Origin of the sequence: Streptococcus sp. CCUG 71758, assembly GCF_011714815.1 — a bacterium.
Classification (GTDB): domain Bacteria; phylum Bacillota; class Bacilli; order Lactobacillales; family Streptococcaceae; genus Streptococcus; species Streptococcus halitosis.
In genome coordinates, this window is sequence record NZ_RXXO01000004.1 from 1 (window position 1) to 23,244 (window position 23,244).

Annotated in this window: 18 protein-coding genes and 1 tRNA gene; 15 read left to right on the forward strand and 4 right to left on the reverse strand. The window is 40.6% G+C overall.

The window, feature by feature from the left end; genetic code table 11:
- Nucleotide 1: 1 nt before the first annotated feature.
- The 12 genes from EKB01_RS07375 to EKB01_RS07430 all read left to right on the forward strand — a co-directional run bounded on the left by EKB01_RS07375 (nt 2) and on the right by EKB01_RS07430 (nt 15,874).
- Nucleotides 2–75 (forward strand) — tRNA-Pro (locus EKB01_RS07375).
- A 175-nt stretch (nt 76–250) separates the two neighbouring features.
- Nucleotides 251–4,642, forward strand: a complete 4,392-nt coding sequence (locus EKB01_RS07380) for a PolC-type DNA polymerase III (RefSeq protein WP_084850998.1) — start codon at nt 251–253, stop codon at nt 4,640–4,642.
- A 206-nt stretch (nt 4,643–4,848) separates the two neighbouring features.
- On the forward strand, nt 4,849–5,220 hold the full coding sequence (locus EKB01_RS07385) for a DnaA/Hda family protein (protein ID WP_230453984.1): 372 nt from the start codon (nt 4,849–4,851) through the stop codon (nt 5,218–5,220).
- A gap of 15 nt (nt 5,221–5,235) precedes the next feature.
- Nucleotides 5,236–6,186, forward strand: a complete 951-nt coding sequence (locus EKB01_RS07390; protein ID WP_000999607.1) for a WYL domain-containing protein — start codon at nt 5,236–5,238, stop codon at nt 6,184–6,186.
- Between the two features lie 7 nt (nt 6,187–6,193).
- Nucleotides 6,194–7,507 (forward strand): DUF262 domain-containing protein, encoded by a 1,314-nt coding sequence (locus tag EKB01_RS07395; RefSeq protein ID WP_000027040.1) that lies wholly within the window; start codon nt 6,194–6,196, stop codon nt 7,505–7,507.
- Complete coding sequence (locus EKB01_RS07400; RefSeq protein ID WP_084936780.1) at nt 7,501–9,351, forward strand: DUF262 domain-containing protein; 1,851 nt, start codon at nt 7,501–7,503, stop codon at nt 9,349–9,351. The genes EKB01_RS07395 and EKB01_RS07400 overlap by 7 nt, the downstream gene beginning before the upstream one ends.
- A gap of 74 nt (nt 9,352–9,425) precedes the next feature.
- Entirely contained in the window at nt 9,426–9,578 is a 153-nt protein-coding gene (locus EKB01_RS07405; RefSeq protein ID WP_000776615.1) for a hypothetical protein, read from the forward strand.
- Between the two features lie 21 nt (nt 9,579–9,599).
- Nucleotides 9,600–10,841 (forward strand): aminopeptidase, encoded by a 1,242-nt coding sequence (locus tag EKB01_RS07410; protein WP_000243904.1) that lies wholly within the window; start codon nt 9,600–9,602, stop codon nt 10,839–10,841.
- A 9-nt stretch (nt 10,842–10,850) separates the two neighbouring features.
- On the forward strand, nt 10,851–11,081 hold the full coding sequence (locus EKB01_RS07415; protein WP_000901578.1) for a GlsB/YeaQ/YmgE family stress response membrane protein: 231 nt from the start codon (nt 10,851–10,853) through the stop codon (nt 11,079–11,081).
- A 232-nt stretch (nt 11,082–11,313) separates the two neighbouring features.
- A complete protein-coding gene (locus EKB01_RS07420) occupies nt 11,314–12,036 on the forward strand; it encodes a pseudouridine synthase (RefSeq protein ID WP_070800482.1) in 723 nt (240 codons plus the stop codon).
- A gap of 109 nt (nt 12,037–12,145) precedes the next feature.
- Nucleotides 12,146–13,480, forward strand: coding sequence for an aminopeptidase C (gene pepC, locus EKB01_RS07425; RefSeq protein ID WP_167266355.1), 1,335 nt, complete (start codon nt 12,146–12,148; stop codon nt 13,478–13,480).
- Nucleotides 13,481–13,645: 165 nt separating this feature from the next.
- On the forward strand, nt 13,646–15,874 hold the full coding sequence (locus EKB01_RS07430) for an HAD-IC family P-type ATPase (RefSeq protein WP_167266358.1): 2,229 nt from the start codon (nt 13,646–13,648) through the stop codon (nt 15,872–15,874).
- 57 nt (nt 15,875–15,931) lie between these two features.
- On the opposite strand, the gene EKB01_RS07435 is transcribed toward EKB01_RS07430, so the two are convergent.
- The 4 genes from EKB01_RS07435 to EKB01_RS07450 form a co-directional block, all read right to left on the reverse strand.
- Nucleotides 15,932–16,843, reverse strand: coding sequence for a PTS system mannose/fructose/sorbose family transporter subunit IID (locus EKB01_RS07435; RefSeq protein ID WP_167266360.1), 912 nt, complete (start codon nt 16,841–16,843; stop codon nt 15,932–15,934).
- A gap of 14 nt (nt 16,844–16,857) precedes the next feature.
- Nucleotides 16,858–17,670: a PTS mannose/fructose/sorbose transporter subunit IIC gene (locus tag EKB01_RS07440; protein ID WP_001280325.1), complete on the reverse strand. Its 813-nt coding sequence runs from the start codon at nt 17,668–17,670 to the stop codon at nt 16,858–16,860.
- 74 nt (nt 17,671–17,744) lie between these two features.
- Nucleotides 17,745–18,734, reverse strand: a complete 990-nt coding sequence (locus tag EKB01_RS07445) for a PTS sugar transporter subunit IIB (RefSeq protein ID WP_007522453.1) — start codon at nt 18,732–18,734, stop codon at nt 17,745–17,747.
- A gap of 280 nt (nt 18,735–19,014) precedes the next feature.
- Entirely contained in the window at nt 19,015–19,827 is an 813-nt protein-coding gene (locus EKB01_RS07450) for a Cof-type HAD-IIB family hydrolase (RefSeq protein ID WP_007522452.1), read from the reverse strand.
- A 186-nt stretch (nt 19,828–20,013) separates the two neighbouring features.
- Between EKB01_RS07450 and EKB01_RS07455 the strand changes: the two genes are divergently transcribed.
- From EKB01_RS07455 to folP, 3 genes are all read left to right on the forward strand, one after another.
- Complete coding sequence (locus tag EKB01_RS07455) at nt 20,014–21,432, forward strand: NCS2 family permease (protein ID WP_007522449.1); 1,419 nt, start codon at nt 20,014–20,016, stop codon at nt 21,430–21,432.
- Between the two features lie 54 nt (nt 21,433–21,486).
- On the forward strand, nt 21,487–22,194 hold the full coding sequence (locus EKB01_RS07460; protein WP_007522447.1) for a type II CAAX endopeptidase family protein: 708 nt from the start codon (nt 21,487–21,489) through the stop codon (nt 22,192–22,194).
- Nucleotides 22,195–22,269: 75 nt separating this feature from the next.
- Entirely contained in the window at nt 22,270–23,244 is a 975-nt protein-coding gene (folP, locus tag EKB01_RS07465; RefSeq protein WP_033585464.1) for a dihydropteroate synthase, read from the forward strand.

Consider the following 23,244-nt stretch of genomic DNA (forward strand, 5'->3'; position numbering starts at 1 on the left):
GCGGGAAGTAGCTCAGCTTGGTAGAGTACTTGGTTTGGGACCAAGGTGTCGCAGGTTCGAATCCTGTCTTCCCGATTAATTACGAGGATACTTTAGGGTATCTTTTTTTTTTTACTAATGAGATTCTGAGAGTCTTTTTTTTTATTTACAGAACAAATTTGTGTAAACTAGCAGTGCTTAAGGAATGGCTGTGGATATATATTTTCTTTAATTATGGTAAAATAGTAAGAGAATAATGTGAGGGAAATGAATGTCAAGTAAGTTTGAAATTTTAATGAATCAACTAGGAATCTCTGATCAATTGAGACAGGATCCTGCTCTTGTTGATGCAAGAATTGAACGAGTTGTAGTTCATAAAATTAGTAAGATTTGGGAATTTCATTTTGTTTTTTCTAAAATTTTACCGATTGAAATCTTTCTAAAATTAAAGAAAGGATTGAGTGAAGAATTTTCTAAGACAGGGAATCAAGCTGTTTTCGAAATCAAAGTTCTTTCTCAAGAATTTTCTAATGAACTCTTACAGGCTTACTACAAGGAGGCTTTTTCTGAAGGTCCATGTGCCAGCCAAGGATTTAAATCTCTTTATCAGAATTTGCAAGTTCGTGCGGAGGGAAATCAGCTCTTTATTGAAGGTTCCGAGGCGATTGATAAGGAACACTTTAAGAAGAATCATCTTCCTAATTTAGCGAAACAACTTGAAAAGTTTGGTTTCCCAGCTTTTATCTGTCAAATAGAAAAGAACGATGCCCTTACACAAGAGGAGCAGGAAGCCTTTCATGTGGAGAATAAACAAATTGTTCAGGCTGCTAATGAGGAAGCACTCCGTGCTATGGAACAACTGGAACAAATGGCTCCTCCGCCAGTAGAAGAGAAACCAGCTTTTGATTTTCAGGTTAAAAAAGCTGCAGCCAAGCCAAAATTAGATAAGGCTGAAGTGACCCAGATGATCGATGTGACGACTGAGGAAAATCGTTTGGTCTTTGAAGGGGTAGTCTTTGATGTAGAGCATAAAGTGACTAGAACAGGCCGTGTCTTGATTAACTTTAAGATGACAGACTACACTTCAAGTTTTTCTATGCAAAAGTGGGTTAAGAACGAGGAAGAGGCTCAGAAGTTTGACATCATTAAGAAGAATTCATGGCTCCGAGTTCGTGGGAATGTGGAGATGAATAACTTCACACGCGATTTGACAATGAACGTGCAGGATGTGCAGGAAGTTGTTCACTATGAGCGGAAGGATTTTATGCCAGAAGGTGAGCGTCGGGTTGAGTTTCATGCTCATACTAACATGTCGACTATGGATGCTTTGCCAGAGGTCGAAGAAATTGTTGCGACAGCTGCAAAGTGGGGACACAAGGCGGTTGCCATCACGGACCATGGGAATGTTCAGTCCTTTCCACATGGCTACAAGGCAGCTAAGAAAGCAGGAATTCAGCTGATCTATGGAATGGAAGCCAATATCGTTGAAGACCGTGTTCCTATCGTTTACAACGAAGTAGAGATGGAATTGTCAGAAGCGACCTACGTGGTTTTTGACGTGGAAACGACGGGACTTTCAGCTATCTATAATGACTTGATTCAAGTTGCGGCTTCTAAGATGTACAAGGGAAATGTTATTGCCGAATTTGATGAATTTATCAATCCTGGATATCCCTTGTCAGCCTTTACTACCGAGTTGACTGGAATTACAGATGACCATGTCAAAAATGCCAAACCACTGGAACAAGTTTTACAAGAATTCCAAGAATTTTGCAAGGATACAGTCTTAGTTGCCCACAATGCTACCTTTGACGTTGGCTTTATGAATGCTAACTATGAGCGTCATGGTCTGCCTAAGATTAGCCAGCCAGTTATTGATACGCTGGAGTTTGCTAGAAACCTCTATCCTGAGTATAAACGTCATGGTTTGGGACCTTTGACCAAGCGTTTTGGTGTGGCACTGGACCACCACCACATGGCCAACTACGATGCGGAAGCTACTGGTCGTTTGCTCTTTATCTTTATCAAGGATGTAGCAGAAAAACATGGTGTGACTGATCTGGCTAGACTGAATATTGATTTGATTAGTCCAGACTCTTATAAAAAAGCTCGGATCAAGCATGCGACCATCTATGTCAAGAATCAAGTGGGTCTAAAAAACATCTTTAAGCTGGTTTCTTTGTCCAATACCAAGTACTTTGAAGGGGTGCCACGGATTCCGAGAACGGTTCTAGATGCTCATCGGGAGGGCTTGATTTTGGGAACAGCTTGCTCTGAAGGTGAAGTTTTTGATGCGGTTGTTTCCCAAGGTGTAGATGCGGCGGTTGAGGTGGCTAAGTATTATGACTTTATCGAGGTTATGCCACCAGCTATCTATGCACCATTGATTGCTAAAGAGCAGGTTAAGGATATGGAGGAACTCCAGACTATTATCAAGAGTTTGATAGAGGTCGGGGACCGTCTTGGCAAGCCCGTTTTAGCTACGGGAAATGTCCATTATATCGAACCGGAAGAAGAGATTTACCGTGAAATTATCGTCCGTAGTTTGGGACAGGGGGCTATGATTAACCGAACCATCGGTCACGGCGAACATGCCCAACCAGCACCGCTACCGAAGGCTCATTTTAGAACGACCAATGAAATGTTGGATGAATTTGCTTTCTTGGGAGAAGATTTAGCACGCAAATTAGTCATTGAAAACACCAATGCCTTGGCAGATATCTTTGAACCTGTTGAGGTTGTTAAGGGTGACTTGTACACTCCTTTCATCGATAAGGCTGAAGAAACGGTCGCTGAGCTGACCTATAAGAAAGCTTTTGAGATTTATGGAAATCCGCTGCCAGATATTGTTGATTTGCGGATTGAAAAAGAATTAACATCCATACTGGGGAATGGATTTGCCGTGATTTATCTAGCATCGCAGATGCTGGTGCAACGTTCCAATGAACGGGGCTACTTGGTTGGTTCTCGTGGGTCTGTTGGGTCCAGTTTTGTTGCGACCATGATTGGGATTACGGAGGTTAATCCACTCTCTCCTCATTATGTTTGTGGTCAGTGTCAGTATAGTGAGTTTATCACGGATGGTTCTTACGGTTCAGGTTTTGATATGCCTAATAAGGACTGTCCAAACTGTGGTCATAAACTTAGCAAAAATGGACAGGATATTCCGTTCGAGACCTTCCTTGGTTTTGATGGAGATAAGGTTCCCGATATTGACTTGAACTTTTCGGGAGAAGACCAGCCTAGCGCTCACTTGGATGTGCGTGATATCTTTGGTGAAGAATATGCCTTCCGTGCAGGAACGGTTGGTACGGTGGCTGCTAAGACCGCTTATGGCTTTGTAAAGGGCTATGAGCGGGACTATGGGAAGTTTTATCGTGATGCAGAGGTGGAACGCCTCGCTCAGGGTGCGGCTGGTGTCAAGCGGACAACAGGACAACACCCGGGGGGAATCGTTGTTATTCCTAACTACATGGATGTTTACGATTTTACGCCTGTTCAGTATCCAGCAGATGACATGACGGCTGAATGGCAGACGACTCACTTTAACTTCCACGATATCGATGAGAATGTCCTCAAACTTGATGTACTGGGGCATGATGATCCGACCATGATTCGGAAATTGCAGGACTTGTCTGGTATTGACCCTAATGAAATTCCCATGGATGATGAAAGCGTTATGGCTCTCTTTTCTGGAACGGAAGTTTTAGGGGTGACGCCTGAGCAAATTGGAACTCCAACAGGGATGCTGGGAATTCCAGAGTTTGGAACCAACTTTGTACGTGGAATGGTAGATGAGACACATCCGACGACTTTTGCGGAGTTGCTTCAGCTGTCTGGTCTATCCCACGGTACCGATGTGTGGCTGGGGAACGCCCAGGATCTGATCAAGCAAGGGATTGCGGACCTATCGACTGTTATCGGTTGTCGGGACGATATCATGGTTTATCTCATGCATGCTGGTCTTGAACCTAAGATGGCTTTTACTATCATGGAACGGGTACGTAAGGGCATGTGGCTAAAGATTTCCGAAGAGGAGCGAAATGGCTACATCGAGGCTATGAAGGCCAATAAGGTGCCAGAGTGGTATATCGAGTCCTGTGGGAAAATCAAGTACATGTTCCCTAAGGCCCATGCGGCCGCCTACGTTATGATGGCCTTGCGTGTGGCCTACTTCAAGGTTCACCATCCGATTTATTACTACTGTGCTTATTTCTCAATCCGAGCCAAGGCTTTTGATATCAAGACCATGGGGGCGGGTTTGGATGCCATCAAGCGCAAGATGCAAGAAATTGCTGAAAAACGGAAGAATAATGAAGCCTCTAATGTGGAAATTGACCTCTATACAACTCTTGAGATTGTCAATGAAATGTGGGAACGTGGTTTCAAGTTTGGCAAACTCGATCTCTACCGTAGTCAGGCAACAGAGTTCCTCATCGATGGGGATACCCTCATTCCGCCATTTGTAGCAATGGATGGTCTGGGAGAGAACGTTGCTAAGCAGTTGGTGCGTGCGCGTGAAGAGGGTGAGTTCCTCTCTAAGACAGAACTGCGCAAGCGTGGCGGACTGTCATCGACCTTGGTTGAAAAGATGGATGAAATGGGGATTCTTGGCAATATGCCAGAGGATAACCAGTTGAGTTTGTTTGATGATTTATTTTAAAAAAAAATTAACAGACGGACAAAAATTGTCCATCTGTTTTGTTATACTTATAGCATAACAAAGAAAGAGGTTTAAATGATGAACAATACAGGATTAGATAACAAATATCAATTTGAAAATTTTATAGAAAAAGACGGTAATGCTTTAGCAAAAAAGAAGCTTTAGAAGTAGTAAAGAACTTAGGATTAAAATACAATCCCCTTTATATTTATGGGCAATCAGGTTCAGGAAAAACACATCTCCTGCAAGCAATTGGAAATAAGGTTCTTGAGAACAATCCAGAAAAGCGAGTAAAATATATTTCTGCTAAAGATTTGTTAGAAAATGAGCTAGAAATACAAAAAGTTAGAAGTGAGAAGTTTGATCTCCTAATAGTAGATGATATTCAGATATTGGGAGAAAAGGATGATATGATTCAAGAAAAATTTTTTAATCTTTTTAATTCTCAACATGATATGAATAAACAAATGGTTTTCTCTGGTGACTCTGAACCAGATCAATTGGAAAATCTAAATTTTCATTTGATTGTGCGTTTTAAGTGGGGAATGACAGCTTGTCTAACATTGCTTGAAGATTAACAAAAAGGACATTAGATGAATGATCAAGAGAGATTACTAACAATCTTTTTACGCTTACAGTTTGGGACTCCGTTAGGAAAAAAGCAATTAGCCCAGGAATTTGAGGTTAGTGAAAAGACGATACAGAGAGATTTTTCGCTCCTTCGTGATATTTTATCCAGTCATCTCGATTTTAATGGAGACCTGCTTTATAGTCGTAAAACAAATAAGTATAGCCTATCAAGTAAGTCAGTTTTTAATAAAAAGGATATACTTGTTATTTCAAAGATTTTATTGGAAAATCGAGCATTGAATCGGCCAGAAATTGATAGCTTACTAAAAAATTTACTGATTTTAGTTCCTCGTGATGACCAGAAAGAAATTGAGCAAATCATTGGTAGTGAAAAGCTTAATTATGCTCCCTTAACGGATCAGCAAAATAGAATAGAGAAAATATGGAATTTATCAGAAGCTATTTTGCATGAACAGGTTCTAGATATTGTCTATCAAAAACCTTATTCTGAGTCTTCTAAGAAGCAGACGGTTTTACCTGTATCTCTTTACTATGATAGTCATTATTTTTATCTGGTTGTTTATCAGTTAAAACACGCTACTTATATTACTTTAAGAGTAGACCGTATCCAATCATGGTCTCTTAGTGGTATAGAGAAACCCTCTATTTCTTATAGAGATAAATTTAGAGATGGTGATATTCGTAACGAGAGAGTTGATGCTTTTATCGGGAAGAAAATCAGTATTGAGATTGGGTATTTGTATGATCCTACTATTGTGATGGATCAATTTCCAAATGCAAAAATAGTTGGGAAAAATGGTGACTGGACTCATTTTAAGTTTAAAAGTCAGTATACACCGGGTCTTAAACGCTGGTTACTGGGACAAGGGGAAGCAGTTACTGTTTTGTCTCCTCGGATTTTAGTAGAGGATATGAAGCGAACAGTTCAAGAAATGATAGATAAATATAAATGAGGATAAAATGAGTATTCAATTTACTTCTAAAAAGGTTGGAGAACTATTGAAAAAAGGGAATTTGCGGATTCCTTCTTATCAAAGACCATATAAATGGAACAGAAAACATATCCGTAATCTTTTTTATGATTTACGAGATGCTATGGGGAAAAAGGAATATCAGATTGGTTCCGTTATCCTGCATAAGAATGATGGACACTTAGATATTGTCGATGGACAGCAACGGCTAATTTCAATTTCTTTGTTTCTTCATTCGTTAGATGACTTAGAGAATTATAAGGGTGCGAATCAACTGTTGAGTGCTGAAGAATTTGGAGAGCTATCTTGCTATCATGCGAGTGAAAATTATAATGAGTGGAAAAATTTAACTCAATTAGTTGGCGAAAATGAGGCAAAAGATATTTGCAACTTTTTATTAGAGAATTGTGCTGTCTCTGTGATTACTATGCCCCAAGAACGATTATCTGAAGCCTTTCAGTTATTTGATTCTCAGAATAATCGTGGTAAATCTTTAGAACCTCATGATTTGCTCAAAGCCTATCATCTTCGCAAGCAAGATTCAGAAGATGAAAAGATTGTTGAAAAGTGGGAGCAATTTGTAGAGGATAAAGAGTTAAGTCTCAAAGAGTTGTTTGATAATCATCTTTTTCGTATGAGACGTTGGTCGCGAGGAGAGACAGGATTAACAAACAAGCGTTATGGATCTTATCTCCGCTTTACAGAGGATTTTATTGACGACTTTAAAGGCGTTGATTTGAATCAGAACTTTCCATATCTAGAATTGTATCGTCATATTGAAAATCTCCCTATGTCCATTACTATGCCAATCATTGATGGAAGTAAATTTTTTGAGTATATTGAATCTTCTCATGAAACTATTAAAAATCATAAAGATTTTTTAAATGAACAGTTAGGAATCTCTAATGAGTCAGAGGAGGAAGAACAAAATTTAGCTTACCCAGAAGGTATGTTAAACATTTACAACAGCTCAAAGGGTCGCTATCTCAAGTGTCACAATATATTCCTAAATATTTGCTCGCTTTTCGCAGATAGATTTGGAAAAGAGGAGCTATCAAAAGAGATAGTAGAGACCTTGTTTATTTGGTCTTATTACCCTCGAGTTAAGTCTAAAGCCATATATGATGCAACTGTTGGAAACTATGTTGCTGGTGGAAGGTTTAGACAAAAAGAGGTTCAAAAGCTATTTCAACTTTTATCTCATGCTGTCACTCCAAATGATTTCATGGTCAAGATAGATAGAGAGTTATTTGAAAATTATACTGTGGAACAAATTATAGAAGAGGAAAAAGATAAATGGTAGAAACACATATATGCTTATCAGTTAATCGTTTGCTAAATGAAGAGACCTATGCTATTCCTCTTTATCAGAGAAATTTTTCCTGGACTTATGATGAGATCGAACAATTATTGAACGATGTAGCAGATGCTTTTAAAGAAAAGAGAGACAATTACTATATTGGAACATTAGTCGTCAATGAAGAGAATGGTATTTTCAAAATTATAGATGGTCAACAACGAACCACAGCCTTTAATTTAATTGCTTTGGTTTTGAAAAATGAGTTTGATTGTGACAGATTAGAGGCGGTTCGTTTAACTTTCCCAGCTCGGAGGAAATCAAATGAAAATATTCAAAAACTATTTACTAAGCAAAAAATTTCTGAGGACGATGAAAATGAATTAACTAGAGGGTACATACATGCTAAAGATGCCTTAAAAAAAGTGCTAGGAGAGCGCCAACTTGAACTTCAGTCCTTCGTTGATTATCTTTTTGAGAATGTCATCATTTTTCGAAGTATACTTCCTAAAGATTTAGATTTGAATCTTTATTTCGAACGTTTTAACTCTCGGGGAGAACAACTAGAAGCTCATGAAATTCTTAAGGCACAAATGATGGCTAAGTTTGATGAAGATCAAGAAATGGCACAAAAATTTGCAAGAATTTGGGATGCCTGTGTGGAATTTGATAAGCCGGTAATAAAAACTTTTCAAATCCGAAGTAGACCAAACAATACTGATGAAGAGGGGGAGAAAATTTTTGGTAAAGAATTTACTAACTTCAAATTGGAAAGTGTATTTGAGAAAATAAGAGTAAAAAAAATTGAGCAACGAAGTTTACTAGATGCAATTACTCAGACAAAATATGAAAGTAGTAGCTTAGTAAATAATGGAGCAGACATTTCAAATTATACGACTATAATTGATTTTCCAACATTTTTACTTCAAGTTTTTTTCATCATGGAAGGAAATGACGAAACTACATTTGATGATAAAAAATTATTGACAATATTTCAAATTGAACGTCGAGATAGAAAATGGGTTCAACAATTTGGGAATTTACTTCTGACTATGAAGCATATATTTGATACGTTTATCGTAAAAAATGTCCAATTAGAAAATGAAACCGAATGGCAAATCAAACGAGGTCAGTATGAGACATATCAACGAAATGAAAATGGAGGATGGAAATATGTCCGAATTAATTATCAAAAAAATACATTTGACAATTTAAACAAAAACATTATCCTCCTTCAATCTATGTTTGCTGTGACCTTTACTGCTAATCGTGATAGTCGTTGGTTATATGAGATTTTACAATTTCTCTTCAGACATATTGAAGAACTAAATGATCAAGAATTTGGTGCTCATTTTAAAGAATTTCTAGAAAAAATGGCAGTAACGTATGCAGAAGAAAGATTTTTTACTGAGGATAGAAGAATTAAGAAATATGGTGCAATTCCTGTTTATGCTTTTAACTTTGTGGATTATGTTTTATGGAAAAATCGTGAAGAATTAAAGAAAGCATACGATGTTAAGTTTGAAGATTTCAAATTTACATATCGTCGTTCTATAGAGCATTGGTTTCCACAACATCCAAATAGTGATGAAAGAGTTGAAAAAATTGATGATAAATTTTTGCATTCCTTTGGGAATCTCTGTATCATTACAGATAGTCAAAATTCGAAGTTTGGAAATTTAGTTCCAAGTGCAAAATATAAACAGTGGGAAGGAATTTTCAATCGCCAGAGTTTAAAATTACAGATGATGGCAGATGTAACGGTAAAGAATGATAAATGGGGTATTTGTGAGATTCAATTTATGGAAAAAGAAGTGGAAAGATATGTACACGACTTTTGTGATAGTTAAATAAAAACAAGCTTTAATGAGCTTGTTTTTTAAAATGCTAATATATGTGATATACTAGTAATGGGGGACATTTGATGAAACTAAGGATTTTTGCGGAAGATAAACCTGCTGAAAAGATTTTTGACTATCAGCTAGAGCTGGCAGATGAAACAATTCTTCTATCGACAGCACTCTTGTCAGGTGCTATTGCTTTGGCAGGATTATTTTCTGCTTTGAAAGAAAAATAACAAAAGAAAAGGACAAATAAAATGGTTTTACCAAATTTTAAAGAAAATCTAGAAAAATATGCGAAATTGTTGGTTGCGAATGGAATTAACGTGCAGCCTGGTCATACTTTGGCTCTTTCTATCGATGTGGAGCAACGCGAGTTGGCGCATTTAATTGTTAAAGAAGCTTATGCACTTGGTGCACACGAAGTTATCGTTCAATGGGCAGACGACTTTGTAAATCGTGAGAAATTCCTTCACGCGCCGATGGAGCGTTTAGACAATGTACCAGAATACAAGATTGCTGAGATGAACTATCTCTTGGAGAATAAGGCTAGCCGTCTCGGTGTCCGTTCTTCTGATCCAGGTGCCTTGAACGGAGTGGATGCGGACAAGCTTTCAGCTTCTGCTAAAGCTATGGGACTTGCGATGAAGCCAATGCGTATCGCAACACAATCCAACAAGGTTAGCTGGACTGTAGCAGCCGCTGCTGGACTTGAGTGGGCTAAGAAAGTCTTTCCAAATGCTGCGAGCGATGAAGAAGCAGTCGATCTCCTCTGGGACCAAATCTTTAAGACTTGTCGTGTCTATGAGGAAGATCCTGTTAAGGCTTGGGAAGAACATGCAGCCATCCTCAAGAGCAAGGCAGATATGCTTAATAAAGAACAATTTTCAGCACTTCACTACACAGCGCCAGGAACAGATTTGACACTTGGTTTGCCAAAGAACCACGTTTGGGAATCAGCTGGTGCTATCAATGCACAGGGCGAAGGATTCTTGCCAAATATGCCAACAGAAGAAGTCTTTACAGCGCCTGACTTCCGTCGTGCAGATGGCTATGTAACCTCTACAAAACCACTTAGCTACAACGGAAATATCATTGAAGGCATTAAAGTAACCTTCAAGGATGGTCAAATCGTAGATATCACTGCTGAAAAGGGTGAACAGGTCATGAAAGACCTTGTCTTTGAAAATGCGGGCGCGCGTGCCTTGGGCGAATGTGCCTTGGTACCAGATCCAAGCCCAATTTCTCAGTCAGGCATTACCTTCTTTAACACACTTTTCGATGAGAATGCTTCAAACCACTTGGCTATCGGTGCAGCCTATGCGACTAGCGTTGTTGGTGGAGCGGAGATGCGCGAAGAGGAGCTTGAAGCTGCAGGGCTTAACCGTTCAGATGTTCACGTGGACTTTATGATTGGTTCGAATCAAATGGATATCGATGGTATCCGTGAGGATGGAACACGCGTACCACTCTTCCGCAATGGAGATTGGGCAATTTAAGGAGAAGCTATGCTTGGAAGTATGTTTGTTGGTCTCCTAGTGGGACTCTTGGCAGGTGCTTTAACCAATCGCGGAGAAAGCATGGGATGCTTTGGGAAAATGTTTCTCGGCTGGATTGGTGCTTCTTTGGGGCACCTGCTCTTTGGAACTTGGGGTCCAAACCTAGCGGGGATAGCTATTGTTCCAGCTGTTTTAGGTGCTATGGTTGTCTTAGCTATTTTCTGGAGACGAGGAAGTTAATTTCTTAAATCTGATACTCAATGAAAATCAAAGAGCAAACTAGGAAACTAGCCGCAGGCTGCTCAAAGCACTGCTTTGCGGTTGTAGATAGAACTGACGAAGTCAGCTCAAAACACTGTTTTGAGGTTGCAGATGGACGTTGACGCGGTTTGAAGAGATTTTTGAAGAGTATGAAACGAAAAGGAGGTTGGTCATTGTACCAGCCTCCTTTTGAGTATGATATAATAGTTCTATGAGATTAGATAAATTTTTAGTTGCCTGCGCTGTAGGGAGTCGGACGGAGGTAAAAAACTTGCTCAAGGCTGGACGCGTGACGGTCAATGGCAAGAAAGAAAAATCAGCAAAATTGCAAATAAATGAAGAAAAAGACGAAATTCGCTTTGATGGTCAAGTGCTAGAGTACGAGGAGTTTGTCTACTACATGATGAACAAGCCCCAAGGAGTCATTTCAGCGACTGAGGATTCTAAACACAGAACAGTGTTGGACTTGTTGGATGATATTGCTCGGACCAAGGAAGTTTTTCCAGTAGGGCGCTTGGATATTGATACGCATGGTCTTCTGCTCTTGACCAATGACGGCCAGCTTGCCCATTCTCTTCTTTCGCCTAAACGTCATGTGGATAAGACTTATCTAGCTCAAGTCAAAGGTATTATGACCCAAGAAGATGTGGAGACATTTGCCAAGGGCATTCCGCTCAAAGACTTTACCTGTCAGCCTGCTAGACTGGAGCTTGTATCGGTAGATCCAGAAAAAAATCAAAGTCTGGTTCGTGTGACCATTGCTGAAGGGAAGTTTCATCAGGTCAAACGCATGGTGGCATACTGTGGCAAGGAAGTGGTGGACCTACAACGTTTGACGATGGGGACTCTAGTTTTGGATGAGAACTTAGAACGAGGAGAATGGCGTCGCCTGACCAGGGAGGAGTTAGAGAATCTCCTTGCTAGTATTGCTTAGTTTGGATTATGTTAGAAAAGGTGAGGAGAATGTCCTTGCCTTTTTCGTTTTTCAGTTGCTTCCTTTGTGAAAAGAGTTATAATAGACAGTAGAATAAAAGGAGGAATCTATGAACGCGATTCAAGAATCATTTACAGATAAACTATTTGCTAACTATGAAGCAAATGTCAAATACCAAGCGATTGAAAATGCTGCCAGCCACAACGGAATTTTTGCAGCCCTAGAACGTCGCCAAAGCCATGTAGACAATACACCTGTTTTCTCATTGGATTTGACCAAGGACAAGGTTACTAACCAGAAAGCCTCTGGTCGTTGCTGGATGTTTGCAGCTCTCAACACCTTCCGCCACAAACTCATCTCTCAATACAAACTGGAAAACTTTGAGTTGTCACAAGCCCACACATTCTTCTGGGACAAGTACGAGAAATCCAACTGGTTCTTGGAGCAAGTCATTGCGACTGCAGACCAAGAATTGACGAGTCGCAAGGTTAGCTTCCTACTCCAAACTCCACAACAAGATGGTGGTCAATGGGATATGGTCGTTGCCCTCTTTGAGAAATACGGTGTCGTTCCCAAGTCTGTTTATCCTGAGTCTGTTTCATCTAGCAGTAGCCGTGAGCTCAATGCCATCCTCAACAAATTGCTTCGTCAAGATGCTCAAATCTTGCGTGACTTGCTCGCTTCTGGTGCAGACCAAGCGACTGTTCAAGCTAAGAAAGAAGACCTCTTGCAAGAAATCTTTAACTTCCTTGCTATGTCACTAGGACTTCCACCACGTAAATTTGACTTTGCTTATCGCGATAAGGATGATAACTACCAAAGCGAAAAGGGTATCACGCCACAAGAGTTTTACAAGAAATATGTCAATCTTCCTCTAGAAGACTATGTTTCTGTTATCAATGCTCCAACTGCTGACAAGCCTTACGGCAAATCTTACACAGTTGAGATGTTGGGAAATGTGGTTGGTAGCCGTGCAGTTCGCTACATCAACGTTCCTATGGAGCGCTTGAAAGAATTGGCGATTGCCCAAATGCAGACAGGAGAAACTGTTTGGTTTGGTTCAGATGTCGGCCAGCTCAGCAACCGCAAAGCCGGGATCCTTGCGACAGATGTTTATGACTTTGAATCAAGTATGGATATTCAACTGACTCAAGACAAGGCTGGACGTTTGGACTACAGCGAAAGCTTGATGACCCACGCTATGGTCTTGACAGGTGTTGATTTGGATGAAAATGGCAAGTCAACTAAGTGGAAGGTTGAAAACTCATGGGGAGACAAGGTCGGTACAGATGGTTACTTCGTCGCCTCAGACGCTTGGATGGATGAATACACCTATCAAATCGTTGTCCGTAAGGAATTGCTGACAGCAGAAGAACAAGCTGCTTATGAAGCAGAACCAATCGTACTTGCACCATGGGATCCAATGGGAGCCTTGGCAGAATAAAGCATAAAGAAAAGAGGTTAGGGAAATCCTAGCTTCTTTTTTAAGTCCTTCTTAAAGTGGGGATAGATGATGCTTGCCAAGGGAGTTCTTCTTATTTTGAGTATTTAAGTGACAGAGAAAAAGATATGTGTTACTATAGTAGTACAAAAGGATATCGGAGTAGAAATGAAGTATTTAAGCAGTCAAGACATCAAGGATCGTCAACGAAATATCAGCGACATTAAACCCTATAAAACAACCAAGGAAATCGTCGTTTCAAATATCTTTACCTTTTTTAATGCTATGAACTTGGCTCTGGCAGTTCTGGTAGCCACAACCTTGCGATTTGAAAATATGCTCTTTTTAGGTGTGATTGCTATCAATACAGCCATTGGGATTTTCCAAGAAGTGCGTTCAAAAAATGCCTTAGAAAAGCTGAGTTTGCTTGGTAAAAGTAAGTACAGAGTCAACCGAGATGGTCAAACGATTGAGATTGATCCAGAGGACATCGTACTGGGCGAGTATCTGCATCTCAATCTGGGAGATCAGGTACCTGTAGATGCAGAAGTGTTGGAAGGGAATATTGAAGTAGATGAGTCCTTGCTGACGGGTGAGAGTGATTCGGTCTTTAAAACAGTTGGTGACAAGCTGATGAGCGGAAGCAATGTTGTCAGCGGTACTTGTCTGGTCCTTGCTACAGCTGTGGGTCCCGATAGTTATATCAACAAACTTGCAAAATCCAGCAAGGAATTCAAAAAATACCCTTCTCAACTGTGCGATTATATGGATAAGATTTTAAAAATCGTCTCTATCCTGCTGGTGCCAGTTGCCATTCTGCTCTATGTCAGAGGTTTTAGTCTAGGGCGAACTTATGTTGAGATTGTCTTGGGAAGTTCTGGTGCCTTGGTTGGCATGATTCCAGAGGGTTTGATTCTCTTGGTTAGCGTCTCCCTAGCGGTAGCAGCCATGAAGTTGGCTAAAAAGAAGGTTCTAGTGCAGGAGCTATACTGTGTAGAGACCTTGGCGCGAGTAGATGTTCTTTGTTTTGATAAGACTGGAACCATCACGACTGGTAGTATGAAGGTCCAAGAAATGGATGCTAATGTAGCAGAGAAACTGTCTTCTTATTTGGCTTATTTCGAAGATGAAAATGCAACTTCCCGAGCTCTGAAGACTTACTTAACCTGTGAGAAAAAGTGGGAAGTTCAAGAAGTCGGTGCCTTTTCAAGTAAAAACAAGTATTCCTTTGTCCAAGTAAAAGACAGTGGGACCTATTTCTTCGGAGCCTATGAGTTTTTAGGCTTTACCCAGCCGATGGATGCCTACTATGAGCATCTGAAACAGCAAGGTTTTCGAATCTTGACACTTGCCCATAGTAAGGACCACATTACAAGCCCATCCGAAATGGAACTATTAGGGCACGTCGTTTTGTCAGATGAGATTAAGGACAATACCAAGGAAACCTTTGACTATTTCGAATCTCAAGGTGTTGAAGTGAAGATTATCAGTGGTGATAATCATGTGGCTGTATATGGGGTGGCTCGTAAGGCAGGTTTTAAGGAAGAAGCCCGTGCGATTGATATGACCAAGGTGAGCGATGATGACTTTGAAAGAGTGGTCTTGGAACACGAAATATTTGGTCGTGTGACACCTGAACAGAAGCAAAAGATGGTATCTATTTTGCAAAATGCTGGTAAAACAGTTGCAATGAGCGGTGACGGGGTCAATGATGTTCTGGCTCTCAAGAAAGCAGATATCAGCTTTGCCATGAAGGGGGCTACCAGTGCAGCCAAAAGTGTATCCAATATTGTTTTTCTCACTGATGATTTTGCGGTATTTTATGATATCTTGATGGAAGGTCGCCGGGTCATCAATAACATCCAAAAGGTAGCCTCTCTCTTTCTAACAAAGACCTTCTTCTCCATCGTTTTTGCCATTTTGAGTGTGGTATTTGGTTTGGAATTCGCTTTTATCCCCATTCAGTTTACAATCATTTCAGCTATTACGATTGGGATTCCATCTTTCTTCCTAACTTTTGAGTCCAATAAAGAAAAGGTCAGCACACATTTTATGCGAGATATTTTGACCAATGCTACGATTGGTGGTGGCATTCTGGTTACTAGTGTTCTCCTGACGAACTTCTTTATCACTGTCCCAGGTCAGGTCAAATTTATTTGCTTCCTCCTTGCCCTGATCAATGGTCTGTGTCTAGTAGCCAAGGTCAGTCTGCCATTTAATCGATACAAACTAGTCTTGCTCATACTTTTGAGCCTTGCAGCCCTTGTTGGAGTGCTTGTCAATACCTTTATCCTGCGAGGAGCGTATGTGCCTTTAGAAACCACCCAAGTCGTCTATGTAGCCATCCTAGCAGTGGTGATTGGAGGCTTGCATTATCTGACTAGAAGAAAAAGTTGATACACAAAAAGAATCAGGTTTATTACCTGATTCTTTTTTATTTATATTCTCGATGGTTTACATGATACCGAAGAAACGAGCTGCGATACCAACTGCAAAGAGGGCAAGGATGATTGTGATTGGAGATACTTTTTTCTTAAGCAACCACATGCAAAGGAAAGTAAGGAGAAGTCCCATCAATCCTGGAATCAATGCGTTCAACTGACCTTGAAGTGTTTGTGGTTGAACGCTATCCAAGCTCAAACCACTAAGAGCCTGACCAAGAATTCCCTTCAATTCAGCACCTGATACAGGACCTTCTGGGAAGTTGATGTAGGCACCTTCTGCCAATTGTTTACCTGGAAGGTTTACAGTAAAGTTGATCGATACCCAACGTTGTACAAGAACGGCAAGGATGAACATACCAAGGATAGAAGCACCTTTAGTGATGTCTTTCAAGATACCACCTGACATATCTTTAGTGATTTCAGATCCAGCTTTGTAACCGAATTCTTGTGTGTACCATAGGAAGGCCATACGGATAGCATTCCATCCGAAGAAGAAGAGAAGAGGACCAACGATGTTACCAGTTGTAGCAAGTGATGCACCAAGAGCTCCAAGGATCGGACGAACTGTAAACCAGAAGACTGGGTCACCGATACCAGCAAGAGGTCCCATCATACCGATTTTAACCCCTTGGATAGCTGCGTCATCGATTTCAACACCGTTAGCACGTTCTTCTTCAAGTGCAAGAGTAACCCCCATGATTGGAGCAGCTACGTATGGGTGAGTGTTGAAGAACTCAAGGTGACGCTCAAGAGCAGCCGCTTGGTCTTCTTTTTTAGTGTACAATTTTTTGATAGCTGGGATCAATGAGTAAGCCCAACCCAAGTTTTGCATACGCTCGTAGTTCCAAGAACCTTGAAGGAATTGTGAACGCCACCAAACTTTTTGACGATCTGATTTTGATAATTGAATTTTTTCAGCCATGATTGTTCCCCTTTCTAGTAGTCTTCTAGGATATCACCGATTGGGTCGTTAGAAGTCGCAGCTCCGCCGCCACCGTTACCACCTTGTTTTGAAAGGTTAAGGTAGATGAAGGCAAGGGCAACACCGATGACACCAAGGGCAATCAAAGTCAATTGAGAGATTGCTGCAAGAGCAAAACCGATAGCGAAGAATGGCCATACTTCACGAGTTGCCATCATATTGATAACCATAGCGTAACCAACGGCAACGACCATAGCACCACCGACAGCCATACCACCATTCAACCATTCTGGCATTAGGCCAAGAGCGTCTTGAACAGCAGAAGCAGGGATAGCGATAAGGAAGGCTGCAGGGATAGCGATACGAAGACCTTGAAGAACAAGGGCAAAGTAGTGAGCGCGTTCAACAGCCGCAATGTTTCCTTCTTTTGCAGCTGCGTCAGCTGAGTGAACTAAGGCAACTGAGATTGTACGAACAATCATTGTCAAGAAAAGTCCGGCTACGGCAAGAGGGATAGCTGTAGCTGTTGCGACGGCGATACCTTCGGTAGTAAAGTTACCACCTTTGATCAAGATGATCGCTGCGGCAACAGATGCAAGAGCAGCGTCAGGAGCTACGGCAGCTCCGATGTTAGCCCAACCAAGGGCGATCATTTGAAGAGATCCACCAAGCATAACACCTGCTTCGAGGTTACCTGTTACAAGTCCGATAAGGGTACATGCGACGATTGGTTGATGGAATTGGAATTGGTCGAGGATACCTTCAAGACCTGCAAGGAAGGCAACAACTACAACCAAGATAGCAGAAATGATTGAAATATCTGACATGGTTTTATTCCTTTTCTATTTAATTATATAAAGTGTAAAATCTTTCTTCTAAGAGTTCGAGAGAAGATTCTAAATTATTGAACGTTCGCTTTGTTAATCAAGTCAAACAAATCTTTTTTCGTGTCATTTGGTACTTTACGTACGTCAAATTCAACACCGAGGTCACGCATTTTTTCAAATGTTGCAACATCATCTTTGTCCATAGACAAGACGTTATTGATCATTGTTTTACCTGTTGAGTGGGCCATAGAACCAACGTTAAGGGTCTTGATTGGCACGCCACCTTCGATGGCACGAAGGGCATCTTGAGGTGTTTCAAACAAGATAAGAGCATGTGTGTTACCAAAACGAGGGTCTTTTGCAACCTCAATCAATTTTTTGATTGGGACAACGTTGGCTTTTACTCCGTTAGGAGCTGCTTGTTTGATCAATTCTTTACGCAATTCGTCGTTTGCAACGTTATCTGATGCAACGATGATACGGTCTGCTTTTGAATCTGGTGTCCAAGCAGTTGCGACTTGTCCGTGAAGAAGACGTGTGTCAAGACGGGCAAGATTGATTTTCAATTTACCGTCTCCGATAACAGTTCCTTCTGGGATAGCAGCTTGGGTAACTGGAGCAGCTGCAGCAGTTGCAACTTCCTCAACTGGGTTAAGCTCTTCTGGAAGAGCCTTGATGCCATCTTTGGCTTCTGTAATGATATTCGCAGCGACTTTATCCACACCTGCATTCGCGTCCATAAGGCGCTCTGTGTAGGCTTGGATCAACATCGGCAAGTTAAGCCCTGTGATGATGGCAAATTTACGCTCAGGGTTTTCTCCCATCACGCGGCTAGCTTGGTTGAACGGAGATCCACTCCAAAGGTCAGCCAATACTAGAACCTCATCTTCTGCGTCAAATGCAGCCACAGCGTTGTTGAATTTAGCGTAAAGATCATCTGGACCTTCATTTGGCATAAAGGTTACAACTTGAACCTTTTCTTGTTCACCAAAGATCATAGATCCTGACTGATGAATACCCGCAGCAAATTCGCCGTGGCTCGCAATAATGATTCCGATACTCATTATTGTCATTCCTCCTTTTAAAATGTTTGACTTATAGGTTTCCTAAAAACCTCAGACGTACCTAGTATAAATCGTTTTCATATAAAAATCAACTACTTTTTCGAAAATTGTAAAAGTTTTCAATGAAAACAGGCTTACAAAATGTTAATATATAAATAAGTTCAAGAAATATATGAAAATAGCAATAGAAAATTTAATATAAAAATACTGAAAATGAGTGACCTTTATGAAAATAGAATGAAAATAAAAAGGAAAGATTGCAGGATAGCAATCTTCCTTTTTATAGGAATAAATTTTGTAAAGCGTGGGCTACCCCGTCTTCTTCATTGGTTAGAGGAAGTTGTTCGTCTGCATATGGAATGAGAGAAGGATTGGCGTTTTTCATAGCATATCCCTTGCCTGCAAATGCCAACATTTCCGTATCATTATGTTCATCACCAAAGGCGATTAAGTCTTTTTTATCACGATTCATAACATTGAGCAAGTACTCTAGAGCAAAGGCTTTGTTTACACCCTTGGGAGTACACTCGAGGATGTTGAGTGGCCCACCCCAGGTGTTGATAGCTAGTTGGTGCTGATAAAAACGATTCATCTCGTCCGCTAGAGCGTATTTGTCCTCAACCCTTGTTTGCAAGAGAATGCAGTTAGGATTCTTGGTTACTCGTTCGGGTTTGAATTGATTTTCTGGTTGGAAGTTCTCTACGCCAAATAGTTTAGGGTCCGCAATTTCTTCATTCGGAGCTGTAATGTAAAATTTCTTACGGTATTCTCCTGCAATAAAGTCGGCCTGGATATCCTCTTTACGTTTGACCATATCTAGGAGATATTTTTTGTCCAAGGTTAAGCATCTTTCGTGCTCCCAAGCCTGTCCTGGTAGATGGGTAAGGGAACCATTAAAGTTAATCATAGGAGTATGTAGCTCTAGTTCGCGGTAGAAGTCTTTTGCCATGCGATACGGACGCCCCGTCGTGATGATAACATGGTGCCCTTTTTCTGAAATTTTTTTGATTGTCTCTTTGGTAAAATCGGAGAGCTTGCTTTCGCTATTGAGCAAGGTTCCGTCCAAATCGACTGCAATAATTTTTTTTGTCATATAAACCTTCCTAGTAGATTCCAGATAAGATGTCTACTATTATATCAAAAAGAAAGAAGAAAAACAGACTCAAAACAAAAAATAAAAATTTCATTTTGTTAAATAATTCAAACAAACATATTGAAAAGGTGAATGATAAATGATATAATACTCATATTGTTCGTAAAAAACAAAAGGAGATTTATGATGGACAAACTATTTAAACTAAAAGAGAACGGAACAGACGTTCGTACGGAGGTTCTCGCTGGTTTAACAACTTTCTTTGCAATGAGTTACATTCTCTTTGTAAACCCACAAATGCTTGCGCAGACAGGGATGCCTGCTCAAGGTGTCTTCCTAGCAACGATTATTGGTGCGGTAGCTGGTACTCTGATGATGGCTTTCTATGCGAACCTGCCATACGCTCAAGCACCAGGTATGGGACTCAATGCCTTCTTTACCTTTACAGTCGTATTTGGACTTGGTTATTCATGGCAAGAGGCCTTGGCTATGGTCTTTATCTGTGGGATTATTTCACTAATCATTACCTTAACAAATGTTCGGAAAATGATCATTGAGTCAATTCCAAACGCTCTTCGTTCTGCGATTTCAGCAGGTATCGGTGTCTTTCTTGCTTATGTAGGGATTAAGAATGCTGGCCTTTTGAAATTCTCTATCGATCCAGGAAATTATACAGTTGCCGGTGAAGGTGCTGATAAGGCGCAAGCAGCCATTACAGCAAATTCTTCAGCAGTTCCAGGCTTGGTTAGCTTTAATAATCCGGCTGTTTTAGTGGCTATTGCAGGTTTGGCGATTACGATTTTCTTTGTTATTAAGGGTATCAAGGGAGGAATCATCCTTTCTATTCTAACAACGACAGTTCTTGCTATCGCTGTTGGTTTGGTTGATGTATCAAGCATTGATTTTTCTAATAACCATGTAGGTGCAGCCTTTGAAGATTTGAAGACAATCTTTGGTGCAGCACTTGGCTCACAAGGATTGGGTGCTTTAATCTCAGACACTGCTCGTCTACCGGAAACACTTATGGCTATTCTGGCCTTCTCGTTGACAGATATTTTTGACACAATTGGTACTTTGATCGGTACAGGTGAAAAAGTCGGTATCGTAGCAACAAATGGTGAAAATCACCAATCAGATAAGTTAGATAAGGCTCTTTACTCTGACTTGATTGGTACTTCAATTGGTGCCATCGCAGGTACTTCAAACGTAACGACTTATGTCGAGTCTGCTGCTGGTATTGGTGCAGGTGGACGTACTGGATTAACTGCCTTAGTGGTTGCGATTTGTTTTGCAATTTCAAGTTTCTTTAGTCCACTTTTGGCAATTGTTCCATCAGCTGCGACGGCTCCAATTTTGATTATCGTTGGGATTATGATGCTTGGTAGTTTGAAAAACATCCATTGGGATGATATGGCTGAAGCTGTCCCTGCCTTCTTTACATCTATCTTCATGGGATTCAGCTACTCTATCACACAAGGGATTGCAGTTGGTTTCTTGACTTATACGTTAACAAAAGTTGTCAAAGGTCAAGCAAAGGACGTGCACGCGATGATTTGGATTTTGGATGCCTTGTTTATCCTTAACTATATCAGTATGGCGCTATAAATGATATAATAGAAAAAGGGGAGTCTCCCCTTTTTAATTATAAGGAGGTACATCATGGAAGATAAGACGATTTGGCAAGAGGTTTTAAACAGAGGGAAATGGGTGATCATCCTTTTGGTAGCTTTTGTTCTATCTCAATTTCCCATAGGACTTGCTTTGTTTTTAGCAAACAAACAGTTTCCGATTTTACAGTCAGGGCTCTTAGTAGGTGCTCTATCCATAGTCGTTTTGATTGTATTCATTATTGGTGCACGAAAAACACAACTTGCTACTTTTAATCTATCCTTTTTTAAGGCAAAAGACTTGGCTCGCTTGGTACTGAGTTATCTGGTGATTTTTGCGACAAATCTCTTGGGTTCACTCCTGCTTCGACTAACAAATGAGGCAACAACCAATAACCAATCAATACTGAATGGTTTGGTTCAGAATAGTTCCTTGATTTCAACTTTCTTCCTACTAGTCTTGATTGCGCCGATTTGTGAAGAAATTTTGTGTCGTGGAATTATTCCAAAAAAGATCTTCCGTGGAAAAGAAAAACTTGGCTTTGTTGTTGGTGCAATCGTCTTTGCCTTACTCCATATGCCAACCAATTTACCTTCTGTGATTATTTATGGAGGAATGTCAACGGTTTTGACTTGGACAGCCTATAAGACTGAGCGCTTGGAGATGTCCATTTTGCTTCATATGATTCTCAATGGTATTGCATTTTGTTTGTTGGCCTTATTGGTATTGATTAGTAGAAATCTAGGTCTATCATTCTAAACCATTGACCTACTTGGAAAAGATGAATACTAGCGTGTCCATCTTTTTCTTTTTATGGTAAAATAGAGAGATAATATGGTAAAGAACCTTAAGGAAGTGACCGTTATGTCCAATAAAGTCAACCACGTAAAAACAGCCATTTGCGGCATTATCAATGTAACCCCAGATTCCTTTTCGGATGGTGGGCAGTTTTTTGCTCTTGAGCAGGCGCTCCAGCAAGCCCGTAAATTGATAGCAGAAGGAGCGTGCATGCTCGATATCGGTGGAGAATCGACTCGGCCGGGCAGTAGCTATGTTGAGATAGAAGAGGAAATCCAGCGTGTTGTTCCAGTGATTAAAGCTATCCGTGAGGAAAGTGATGTCCTCATTTCTATCGATACATGGAAAAGTCAGGTGGCAGAGGCTGCTTTGGCTGCTGGTGCCAATCTGGTAAATGACATCACGGGTCTTATGGGTGATGAAAAAATGGCGGATGTGGTTGCTAAGGCTGGAGCAAAAGTGGTTATCATGTTTAATCCAGTTATGGCTCGACCTCAGCACCCTAGTTCACTCATATTTCCTCATTTTGGTTTTGGGCAAGCTTTTACAGAAGAAGAGTTAGCTGACTTTGAAAAAGTGCCAATCGAAGACTTGATGGAGGCTTTCTTTGAACGTGCTCTAGCGAGAGCGGAGGAAGCTGGAATTGCAAGAGAAAACATTTTGCTGGATCCAGGGATTGGCTTTGGTCTCACCAAGAAGGAAAATCTACTCCTTCTACGGGACCTTGATAAATTACACCAGCAAGGATATCCGATCTTTCTTGGAGTTTCGCGTAAGCGGTTTGTCATTAATATCCTGGAGGAAAATGGCTTTGAAGTTAATCCTGAAACGGAAGTCGGTTTCCGCAATCGGGACACAGCTTCGGCTCATGTAACCAGTATCGCTGCGAGACAGGGTGTGGAAGTGGTGCGCGTGCACGATGTAGCCAGTCATAGGATGGCGGTTGAAATTGCGTCAGCTATTCGATTGGCAGATGATGCAGAAAATCTAGATTTAAAACAATATAAATAA